10 protein-coding genes are annotated in these 10,210 nt (G+C 37.9%); all 10 read left to right on the top strand.

Features of this window, described 5'->3' with window-relative positions:
• A partial coding sequence (locus tag ABYK33_RS10010; RefSeq protein ID WP_373033035.1) for a tetratricopeptide repeat protein occupies window positions 1-271 on the top strand: 271 nt, incomplete at its 5' end.
• Between the two features lie 255 nt (window positions 272-526).
• Window positions 527-1,993, top strand: a complete 1,467-nt coding sequence (ccoN, locus tag ABYK33_RS10005) for a cytochrome-c oxidase, cbb3-type subunit I (RefSeq protein WP_373033034.1) — start codon at window positions 527-529, stop codon at window positions 1,991-1,993.
• Window positions 1,994-2,007: 14 nt separating this feature from the next.
• Complete coding sequence (ccoO, locus tag ABYK33_RS10000) at window positions 2,008-2,676, top strand: cytochrome-c oxidase, cbb3-type subunit II (protein ID WP_373033033.1); 669 nt, start codon at window positions 2,008-2,010, stop codon at window positions 2,674-2,676.
• A gap of 10 nt (window positions 2,677-2,686) precedes the next feature.
• Window positions 2,687-2,905, top strand: coding sequence for a cytochrome c oxidase, cbb3-type, CcoQ subunit (locus ABYK33_RS09995; RefSeq protein WP_373033032.1), 219 nt, complete (start codon window positions 2,687-2,689; stop codon window positions 2,903-2,905).
• Window positions 2,902-3,792 carry a c-type cytochrome gene (locus tag ABYK33_RS09990; protein WP_373033031.1) on the top strand — a complete coding sequence of 297 codons (891 nt, stop codon included), beginning with the start codon at window positions 2,902-2,904 and terminating at the stop codon, window positions 3,790-3,792. The genes ABYK33_RS09995 and ABYK33_RS09990 overlap by 4 nt, the downstream gene beginning before the upstream one ends.
• A 10-nt stretch (window positions 3,793-3,802) precedes the next feature.
• The gene (locus ABYK33_RS09985) at window positions 3,803-4,039 is read left to right on the top strand and encodes a DUF4006 family protein (protein WP_373033030.1); all 237 of its coding nucleotides are present in this window, start codon (window positions 3,803-3,805) and stop codon (window positions 4,037-4,039) included.
• Between the two features lie 105 nt (window positions 4,040-4,144).
• Window positions 4,145-4,774 (top strand): hypothetical protein, encoded by a 630-nt coding sequence (locus ABYK33_RS09980; RefSeq protein ID WP_373033029.1) that lies wholly within the window; start codon window positions 4,145-4,147, stop codon window positions 4,772-4,774.
• A complete protein-coding gene (locus tag ABYK33_RS09975; protein ID WP_373033028.1) occupies window positions 4,761-5,309 on the top strand; it encodes a FixH family protein in 549 nt (182 codons plus the stop codon). Before ABYK33_RS09980 ends, ABYK33_RS09975 begins: the two co-directional genes overlap by 14 nt.
• 102 nt (window positions 5,310-5,411) lie before the next feature.
• Window positions 5,412-7,781, top strand: coding sequence for a PD-(D/E)XK nuclease family protein (locus ABYK33_RS09970; protein ID WP_373033026.1), 2,370 nt, complete (start codon window positions 5,412-5,414; stop codon window positions 7,779-7,781).
• The coding region (locus tag ABYK33_RS09965) for a RecB-like helicase (protein ID WP_373033024.1) at window positions 7,778-10,210 on the top strand (2,433 nt) is incomplete at its 3' end. The genes ABYK33_RS09970 and ABYK33_RS09965, both read left to right, overlap by 4 nt.

Here is a 10,210-nt window from a genome sequence, read left to right as displayed (position 1 = left end):
TGGGAATGATGTAAAAGCAGATGACGTAAAGTCAAGAGAATACTACGAACAGGCATGTGAATTAAAAAGTGGTGATGCATGTTTTAACGTCGCAATCATTTATCGTGGCGGTTTCGGTGTTGAGAAAAGCAGAGAAAAAGAGAAAGCGTTTTACAAAAAAGGATGTGATGCCGGGTTGAAAGCCGGATGTGATAGATTTACTGATTTAGATAATGAAGACAAAGGTATAGAAACCGGGATCTGGGCTACTATCAAAAGTTGGTTTAACTAATATCCTACTCTTTCTCGAAAGAGTATATTTAGGAGTAAAATACTCCTAAAAAAATCAATAAATTTGATAGAATAAATAGGATAAAAACACTCTTTTGAACACTTCATACCCTCCTTATATACGTCAGGTATCACCTTTTTAATCAAATGAATCCATTAAAGAAATATTTAAGTGCAATAATAATCAAATAAGATTATAATAATTATTGAATGTTGTAATTAATTTACAGCATAGAATTTATACAAGGGGGTATGCATGCAATCAAACGCAGCATTAGAATATGATTATTCAATAGCAAAATTGTTCACATATACAACAATTTTGTTTGGATTTTTAGGTATGGTAGTCGGTACAATCATTGCCGCACAAATGGCATTTCCTGAATTGAACTATCTACTAGGTGAATATGGGACGTTCTCAAGACTAAGACCAATTCATACAAATGTAGTGGTATTTGGGTTTACAGTAAGTGCAATTTTTGCTACATGGTATTATATAGGTCAAAGGGTACTAAAAGTATCTATGGCAGAATCAAAGTTTTTAATGGTTATCAGTACGATACATTTTTGGCTTTATTTTGTAGGGGCTTTACTTGCAACAATTACACTTTTATTAGGTATTTCAAGCGGTAAAGAATATGCACAATTTGAATGGTTTATAGATCTAGTTATCGTTGTTATCTGGGTTTTATGGGGGCTATCTATGATGGGACTTATAGGGATCAGAAGAGAAAAAGCTCTTTATATCTCTGTGTGGTACTATCTAGCATGTTTCCTTGGTATTGCTATGTTGTACCTGTTCAACAACATGGCAATTCCTACTTACTTTGCAACTGAAGGACTTGGTACTTGGACAAATTCAGTATCTATGTATGCAGGGACAAATGATGCACTTGTACAATGGTGGTACGGACATAATGCAGTTGCATTTGGATTTACTGTACCTATCGTTGGTATGATCTACTACTTCCTTCCAAAAGAGTCTGGACAAGCGATCTATTCATATAAGCTTTCTTTACTTTCTTTCTGGGGATTGATGTTCGTTTACCTTTGGGCTGGTTCACACCACCTATTATGGTCAACAGTTCCAGACTGGATGCAAACAATGGGTTCTGCGTTCTCTGTAGTACTTATTTTGCCATCATGGGGTTCAGCGATCAATATGCTCCTTACGATGAAAGGTGAGTGGAATCAGTTAACAGACAATCCATTGATCAAATTTATGGTACTTGCATCAACTTTCTACATGTTGTCAACAATTGAAGGACCTATTCAAGCGATCAAATCAGTAAATGCAATTGCGCACTTTACAGACTGGATCCCTGGACACGTTCATGATGGTGTACTTGGTTGGGTTGTATTTATGGTAATGGCTTCATTGTTCCATATGGCTCCACGTATGTTTAAGAAAGAGGTTTACTCTAGAAAACTTATGGAAACACAATTTTGGCTTCAAACGACAGCCGTTGTTCTTTACTTTACATCTATGTGGATCGCAGGTATCACACAGGGTATGATGTGGAGAGCAGTAGATGAGTATGGTAACTTGATGTATAGCTTCATCGATACAGTCAATGTACTCCATCCTTATTATGTAATTAGAACAGTTGCTGGTGTTATGTACCTTACAGGTTTCATAATGTTCGCTTACAATATGATCAAAACTATGACTTCTTCAAAAGTATTAACAGAAGAACCACAGTTTAGAACACCTATGGCATAAGGAGGTAGTTTATTATGTTTTTTCATTGGTTAGAAAAAAATCCATTCTTCTTTGCTTCGGCAATTTCACTTGTCATCGCATTTGCAGGACTTATCGAAATAGTTCCAAACTTTGCGAAGGCAGCAAGACCAGTAGTGGATCTTACACCTCGTACTGTTCTAGAGCTTGCAGGTAAAAAGATCTATATTAAAGATAACTGTATGTCTTGTCATTCACAGCTTATTCGTCCGTTTAAGTCTGAAACAGACCGTTATGGTGATTATTCACTTTCAGGTGAGTATGCCTATGACAGACCATTCCATTGGGGTTCTAAAAGAACAGGTCCGGACTTACACCGTATCGGAAACTATAGAACGACTGATTGGCATGAAAATCACATGTTGAATCCTTCTGCAATTGTGCCAGGTTCTATTATGCCGGCATATAAACATCAGTTTACAAACTTGGCTGACATCGAAACTGCTTATGCAGAAGCGGTAACAGTTAAAAATGCATTCCATACTCCATATGGGCCTGAGTTCAAAAGAACAAGAGCTGCATGGGATGCACACAGACCAAAAGTTCTTGCAGATGCAAAAGCTATTGCTGATGATATGAAAAACAAAGATGTTAAAGAAGCAGTTGCGAATGGTCAAGTACCTGAAATCGTAGCACTTATTGCTTACCTTAACAGTTTGAAATAGCGAGAATAAGATGGACATTAGGGATCTACAAGGCTATGCCAGTTTCTTTATGACCATTTTTTTGGTAGTGATGTTGTATGGGTATATTGTACACCTGTACAGGAGTGAAAAAAAAGGTGAGCGTGATTATGAAAAATACGGGAACATTGCACTTGATGATGAGATCACAAGTACACCTGTAGAAGATAAGCCCGCTTCACAAAGAGAATACAAGGAGGATAATAAATGAATGCATTAATGATAAAAGCGTTGGCATTTGCAGCACTATTGATCATAGCAACTATTGCAGTGATAATGAACTTTGGTATGGATGTTTTAGCTGATGATATGACTGCCATAACAATGGGTGGTGCTATTGCAATTGCTACGATTACGGCAGGGGTTGCGGTTAAATATATCAATCAGATGAAAACTGATACAGCGAGTGGTGAACTTGCAGATGAAAATTGGGATGGTATCGGTGAGTATAAGAATGAACTACCTTCAGGTTGGGCATATTCATTTTTAGCACTTTTTATTTGGTCTATGTGGTATGGTTTGATAGGTTACCCTGTGAATGCCTACAGCCAGATCGGTGAGTATAATGAAGAAGTACTAAGATACAATGCAAAATTTGAAGAAACACACAAAAATGCAGATGCTGCAACACTTCAAGAAATGGGTGAATCTATCTATTTGGTACAGTGTGCTCAGTGTCATGGTAGTACAGGGGATGGTCTATCTGGTAAAGCACAAGACTTTACAGCTAGAATGACTAAAGACCAGGTATTAGATGCGATCAACAATGGTTCAAGCCAATTAGGTTATGCTATGGGTGCAATGCCTGCTGGTATGGCTCAGGGTGAGCAAGCTGAAGAGATCGCTGCATATGTAGCTGGCGGTATGAAAGGTGAACAACCTGCAGCATTTGCAGCATGTAGTTCATGTCATGGAGCAGATGGTCAAGGTAACAACGGTATGTCACCAAGCCTTGTAACTTATGATGCTACATTGATGAGTAATACATTACAGCATGGTAAAAAAGGTGTGATCGGTAAAATGCCATCATTTAAAACACTTATTACGCCAGTGCAAGAGAAAGCTTTGACTGTATATGTTCAGTCATTGTCAAACTAAGGAGTTTAATATGGCAGAAAATACAAAACGAAGCGTATTTGGACTTAATGGGATAGCAGGGATCTTGATATCGATCGTAGGGTTACTTGTGATTCTTATCACTTTGATGTTACTGACTATTGTTGCACAAAGACAATCAGCGGTAAATCCTTATGATCCATCAGCTATCAGAGATATAAATAATATCAAAATGATTTCTGTAGATAATAAACAATTTGCATTTATAGACGCGAAAAAGGATAAATAATGATTAAATATATGGATAAAGTACTTATAGCATGTATGGTATTCTCAGCAATAGCTGCAGTGTATTTGTCATTCAGTGGCAACCTTTTATTTGTAGGATAAAAATATGTTCAAAGCAAAAGTAAGGGCAACCTTGCTTGCTTTGGCTCTCCCACTTCTTCTAAACGCTACACATATACTCAAAGATGACATTTTAAAACTTGAAGCTTCACAACTCATAAATGAGATGGGAGATGAACTTTTTTCCAAAACGGGTATCAATGGATATGTAATAGCCACCAATGAACATTTTCCTGTAGGGTTCAATTTGGTAGAGTATAGTAAGAAGTATGAGGAGCGCATGAGCAAGCCTTACATATTATTTATATTTGCACCACAGGCATCGATCACTGAAGAGATAGAAATGAAGGGAAGAGTCGGTTTGATCCCTTCGTCTGATGATCTTCGCAGTTTATATGACTATAATGCTGTGAGAGATGCAGCAGTTGACATCGTGTCTACGAAAGATAAAAATACTGATGAAGATAAACACAATATCGGTGTGATACAGGCATATTCAGAACTTGCAGATGATATCGCCGAATCAAAAGGGATAGAACTGACAAAGACGATATCCAATGATACCCGCTATATGGTTTGGGGGCTAAAGGTTTTAATTTACATCGGTTCAATATTAGTACTCTGGATGTTTGCAATTAGACCAATATATATGAGGATAAAAAATGGCAAAAAATAACGAAAAAACATATTGGCCGCATATGATACTTGGTTTTCTTACCATAGGTCTTACTCTAAGTTACTGGACCGTAAAGTCAGCTTCGTCTATGCCAGTACAGGAGTCAAATCAATTCATGCTCAAATACCAAATGGCTGATATAAATATCAATCAGATCATGGAGAAAAAAATAGCATTTGATAAAGCATATAGTATTACCTTACTAGATGTGGAAACAATGGTTATGACAGACAATATAAACAGTAATCGTGTGCAGCTCAACCCTGTGAAACTCTCACAAGGGATGAATACATTTGCATATGAAGTAACTGCAAAAAACGGTACAAAAGTATCGGATGCAAATGTAACATTTTTACTGACACAGCCTCATAGCAGAAAAGAAGATAAATTTTTTACAGATCTTCCTTATGCAGATGGGAAATATCAGGTCACAGATGTGAATATAACTAATGCAGGAAGATATACACTTCAACTGAGAGCTGTGGTGGGTGATGCCATAGGTTACTCGGAAGTATCTGCTTATCTTAAACCATAAAATGTAAACCTTTTTGGCAAGGCCAGGCCTTGTCATGTTCATTATCTGTCATATTGACAGATCTTTCTTTTTTATCTTCTACTCTATGCTATACTACTCAGCATGAATCAACTCCATATTTATCCAACTTCACGAGCATTAAGAACGGTAAGTTCTGAACATAAAGAACAAGAAGGTCTGTTACCTGCACTCATGCGTATGGATGAGTTTGAACAGCGTGCTATACTGCTTGAAAATAAAATACAGATCGACCCTCTGCAACGTATACTGCTCCTACGTAAAGCTGCAGCGTTTGAAGCATTTGAAGATTTAAATCTTGACCTTTCTTTAGTGAGATTCTTTACTAAGAGTGATGCGCTGTTTAAATTTTTTGAAGAGTTGGCAGCAGAACAGATAGATTTTTCAACTTTGGCTGAGGCTGATGCCTATGCAGAGTTTGGTACACACTTGGAGATACTTGAGATACTTTTGGAGAACTACCAAACACTTTTAGAGGAGAAAGGCTATACAGACAAGGCTTTTATTCCCAATAGTTACATGCTTAATAAGGGGTTTTTACAAGCCTATGAGAGGGTAGAAGTACATCTTGAAGGGTACTTAAGTCATTTTGAACTGGCTTTACTTGAAAAGATATCAAACAAAGTATCCTTGATCATACACTATACAACTTCCAAGTTCAACAAAAAAATGCAAGAGCGTTTTGAGTCGTTAGGCATTGTATTGGAAAATGACCAACACATTCGTTTTTCAATGACAGATAAAAAAGTCTTGAGTATGCATAAGAATGTGAGTGTCATTCATGCTAAGGTCTATGCTGTAGAAGAGAGAGAAGAACAGATCGCTGTAGCATTTGCAAAGATAGAAGAGATGGTTGGCTCTGGATTGAAACCTGAAGAGATCGTACTGATACTCCCAGATGAGAACTTTAAAGAACACTTCACACTTTTTGACAGATACAATAACCTGAATTTTGCGATGGGGTATGACTATAGTAATGGACGTATCTATAAATCGTTAGAGGCACTTTACGGATACTGGCAAAGTTTTGATAAAGAGAGTAAAAGACTCCTTGAGCGTTATGGGTTTAATGTAGAAGAGATAGAAACCATATCTGCAACAAAGAAAATGAATGTGGGTAGTTTTTTTACCTGTATTGATGGATTGGGATTACATGAAAGCCCTTTGCAAGAGGGAGAGAAAGAAGGAGAGAAAAAAGAAAAGTTCAATGAGCGGGTGTATGAGAAATATCTACACTTCATTAAAGTGCTAGAAGCAGAAGAACTGGGATTGAAAGAGTGGCTCTTTTTATGGCTTAAAGCACTTTCAAAAGTAACAATGGATGATGTACGTGGTGGAAAAATCACTGTCATGGGAGTGCTTGAGACCAGAGGTGTGCATTTTGAAGGTGTTGTCATCGTAGATTTTAATGAAGGGGTAGTACCCGCGACTTCCAGTAAAGATCAGTTCCTGAATTCATCAGTAAGGGCTTTTGCAAACCTGCCAACAAAAAATGACAGAGAAGCGTTACAAAAGCAGTATTACAAACGCTTACTTGAACAAGCTTCAGAGTCAGTCATACTGTATAGTACTTCAGACAATAAACTACCCTCAAAGTTCCTTTATGAATTAGGTCTATCCAAAGCAGAACAGACTCAAGCGCAATTTGACCTGCTCTATGCACAACCGTCACAACTTAAAGTTGAAAACGATCCGCTTGTAGAGAACTTCAATGCACAGGAGATCACTTGGTCAGCTTCACGACTAAAGACCTATTTGGAATGTAAGAGAAAATACTATTACCGTTACATACAGAAAATACAGGCAAAAGAAGATGATGAACTCAATGAGGGTTCCTTTTTGCATACTGTGCTTGAACGCATACATGAGAAAAATGACCAGTATACTTCAAGTCATGAATTAGAATTAGCCATACATAAACAAATAGACTTACTTCTCCCTTTTGATGAGGCTAAAACTGCTTATAGAAAACTGCTTTGGAAAGAGAAGCTAAAAGGGTATATAGAGACACAAACGGCACACTTTCAGGCAGAGTGGAAAGTGATACACAGAGAAAAAGAGTTCAGCACCCAGATAGGCGGATTGAACTTTAAAGGACGCATAGACCGTATAGATCAAAATACTACAGATACTTTGGTGTTGGATTATAAAAGCGGAAATGTGGATAAAGAACCCAAAAAACTTAACCCAGATAAGATCACAGATTTTCAGATGAGTATCTACATGCAACTGTTGGCTGGTAAATACCAAAATATCTCTTTGGCTTTTTTAAAGATACTCGATGGAGGAAAGATGCAGGAAGTGACATTGATTGAAGAGAGAAATGCACTTTTGGAGGAGCATATAGTTACATTGAAGCAAACCAAGAGTTTTGTGGCTGAGAAATGTGAAGATCTGCAAAAATGTAAGTGGTGTGAGTTTACGTTAATGTGCGGAAGAGGAGAGTACTTATGAGTTTTAAACCTTATCTGGCTTATTCAGCTTCAGCAGGAAGCGGGAAGACCTTTGCACTCTCAGTCCGTTATATATCACTGCTCTTTATGGGAGAATCTCCTAACAGCATACTTGCTGCTACTTTTACAAATAAAGCAGCAGCAGAGATGCGTCAGAGGGTGGTGGACTCCTTACGGAACCTGGGGGAGAATGAAGCATTTCTAGATGCTATCGTTGTTCAAACAGGGTTCAGTAAAGACGTTTTGTTTGCTAAACAGCCCGAAGTATTGGCTCATTTTTTAGCTTCCAGTTCTTATATCGTGACACTTGACAGCTTTTTTTCCGGTATCTTGCGCGCTGCTTCTTTGGAGTTGGGGCTTGAACCGGATTTCGTCACAAAAGAGCAGGGTGAAGATGAACTGGAAAAGCACTTTTTAGATGAGGTACAGGTAAACGGGTTACTTTCTAACCTCGTAAAACTTGCGATGGATATCGAAGATAAACGTTTTGGGAAGATCTTTGATCTGATGCAGAACTTCTATAAAGTGGATCCACTCTTACCCGATCAAAAAGAGACTTGCATTCATGTAGCAAAACAAGAAGAGATGTGCGAGGTTTTACGTCTGAAAATGATAAAGGCGCTTACAGAGGCAGGTGCTGCTGCACGTTGTATGGGTCAGTTTGAAACGAAGAGTATCAAGGAACTCTTTGTTAAAGGACTTTTTGAAAAAGAGACTTTAGGAGAACACAGCTGGTTTAAAAAAGTAGCCAATGATGAGATAGAGGGGCTTTATGCTTCTTTGAAATCAGAGTTGGCAAAATGGGCACAGGCTAAAGAGTCCATAGTGTTACAAAACCTATTTAATATCTATGATTATTATAAAAATGCTGTCATTACAAATGCCAAGAGTTCAGGTGTCCTTACATTTGATGATCTGACCTATTTTACCTACAGGCTTTTACATGAGAGCATGAGTAAAGAGTTCCTGTACTTTAAAATAGATGCTAAATTCAAACATATACTGCTTGATGAATTTCAAGATACTTCTACCTTGCAGTTCTTGTTACTTAAACCTCTTATTGATGAGATCTTTTCAGGACATGGTCAGAGTGAATTTAAGAGCTTTTTTTATGTGGGAGATACCAAACAGTCACTCTACCGTTTTCGTGGTGGGGTAGAAGAGTTGTTTGACAAAGTGGCAGAAAATTATGGAGTAGATATACTACCTATGGATACGAACTACAGAAGTTCTAAAAATGTGGTGGAACAGGTCAACCGTTGGTTTGAAGAAACTATGGAGGGTTACACAGCGCAAAAGAGCAAGGTTGGAGCAGCTGAAGGGTATGTGGAAGTGTTAGAGTCTGAAGAGCTCATAACTGAAGCAGTTATACAAGCCAAAAAACTTTTAGATCTGGGTGTTCCTGTAGATGAGATCTCTTTTTTGGTACACACGAACAAAGATGGACAGAGTTTACAGGAAGCCTGTGAACACGAAGGGATACACACTCTTTTAAAAACCTCTTCCTCTTTAAAAAATATGCCTAAGATAGCTGCCTTGGTTGCGATGTGTGAATATCTGTTCTTTGGAGAGAAGATAGATGCCCAGGCAATGCTGCTCAATGTAGGTAAAACCTTAGAAGAGTTAGATCTCTCTTGGTTCTCTGCCTTCATGTCTCCTTTGCAGGTTACAGACAGACTTGTACGTGAGTTTGGATATTTTGATGACGATTTGAACATTTTAAAACTTTTGGAATTTTCTTCTGCCTTTTCTGACATACCGACATTTGTAGAAGAGTTTAAGAGTTCGAGCATCGCTGTGGCATCCAATTCTATACACGGTGCAAAGATCATGACAGTACATGGGTCAAAAGGTCTGGAGTTTGAATATGTCATACTCTTAGATAAACTGACACGTAAAAAACCAGATACTTCTGCACTTGTTTACCATTATAATGACAATCTATACATAGAGAAGATACTCTACCGTACAGCAGGCAGAGAAAACTTCGATGATGACTATGCCCAGATCATGGAAAAGAGAAAAAGATCTGCATTGAAAGACAGTAAAAATGTGCTGTATGTAGCACTCACACGTGCAGTTGAAGGTTTGATCGTCATACGAAAGTCTAAAGAGTCTGTTTTTGATGAGATAGGAATGGAGACAATGTGCATTGGCGCATTAAATGTTGAACATTCAGAATTGAACATTCAGCGAGAACAAATAAGTCAATCAATAGTGCTGTCAAATTATGGGACACAAGAGACTTCAACCCCTGATCTGGAAGAAGAAAAGGACTATGAGGCTATATTATTTGGTACTGCGTTGCATTATGGCCTGGAGATGTTGGGTACCTTTGATGAAGTGAGTTTAGGTACAGCAATGATCGCATTAAAAAATCGTTATGGACAACAGTTATCGGATGCAAGTTTAGAAGAGATCGAAGTTCGT

It is taken from the genome of Sulfurovum sp., assembly GCF_041562805.1.
Taxonomy (GTDB): domain Bacteria; phylum Campylobacterota; class Campylobacteria; order Campylobacterales; family Sulfurovaceae; genus Sulfurovum.
The sequence above is the reverse complement of the archived record's forward strand: the minus strand, read 5'-3'. Positions and strand labels throughout refer to the sequence as shown.

What these genes read in the sequence shown, in the direction of transcription:
- ccoN (WP_373033034.1), top strand. Translation starts at nt 527, where the DNA reads ATGCAATCAAACGCAGCATTAGAATATGATTATTCAATAGCAAAATTG.
- ccoO (WP_373033033.1), top strand. Translation starts at nt 2,008, where the DNA reads ATGTTTTTTCATTGGTTAGAAAAAAATCCATTCTTCTTTGCTTCGGCA.
- ABYK33_RS09995 (WP_373033032.1), top strand. Translation starts at nt 2,687, where the DNA reads ATGGACATTAGGGATCTACAAGGCTATGCCAGTTTCTTTATGACCATT.
- ABYK33_RS09990 (WP_373033031.1), top strand. Translation starts at nt 2,902, where the DNA reads ATGAATGCATTAATGATAAAAGCGTTGGCATTTGCAGCACTATTGATC.
- ABYK33_RS09985 (WP_373033030.1), top strand. Translation starts at nt 3,803, where the DNA reads ATGGCAGAAAATACAAAACGAAGCGTATTTGGACTTAATGGGATAGCA.
- ABYK33_RS09980 (WP_373033029.1), top strand. Translation starts at nt 4,145, where the DNA reads ATGTTCAAAGCAAAAGTAAGGGCAACCTTGCTTGCTTTGGCTCTCCCA.
- ABYK33_RS09975 (WP_373033028.1), top strand. Translation starts at nt 4,761, where the DNA reads ATGGCAAAAAATAACGAAAAAACATATTGGCCGCATATGATACTTGGT.
- ABYK33_RS09970 (WP_373033026.1), top strand. Translation starts at nt 5,412, where the DNA reads ATGAATCAACTCCATATTTATCCAACTTCACGAGCATTAAGAACGGTA.